The following is a 229-nucleotide window of genomic DNA, read 5'->3' on the forward strand; positions in this document are numbered from 1 at the left end:
TGGACGGCAACCTCGTCCGCGCCGCCAACAGTCACAGCATTACCTGCTTCGACTACAACGGCAACGGCCAAATCATCGGCCAGCACCAATGGAAAGTACCGGCTAAGGAAGAGAACGCCCGAAACGGTTTGCCCGAAACCGACTGGCGCGATGCGCAGTACGACATGCTGTACCTGCCCGTTACCGAAAGCATCCGCTACCACTACGACTTCAACGGCAACCGTACCGC

At 58.5% G+C, this 229-nt stretch carries 1 pseudogene; it reads left to right on the top strand.

The annotated features are described in order from the left end of the window. Window positions 1-229, top strand: a pseudogene (locus ACTHUM_RS20205) (RHS repeat protein); the annotation flags it as partial.

The organism is Neisseria sp. P0021.S006 (assembly GCF_051956895.1).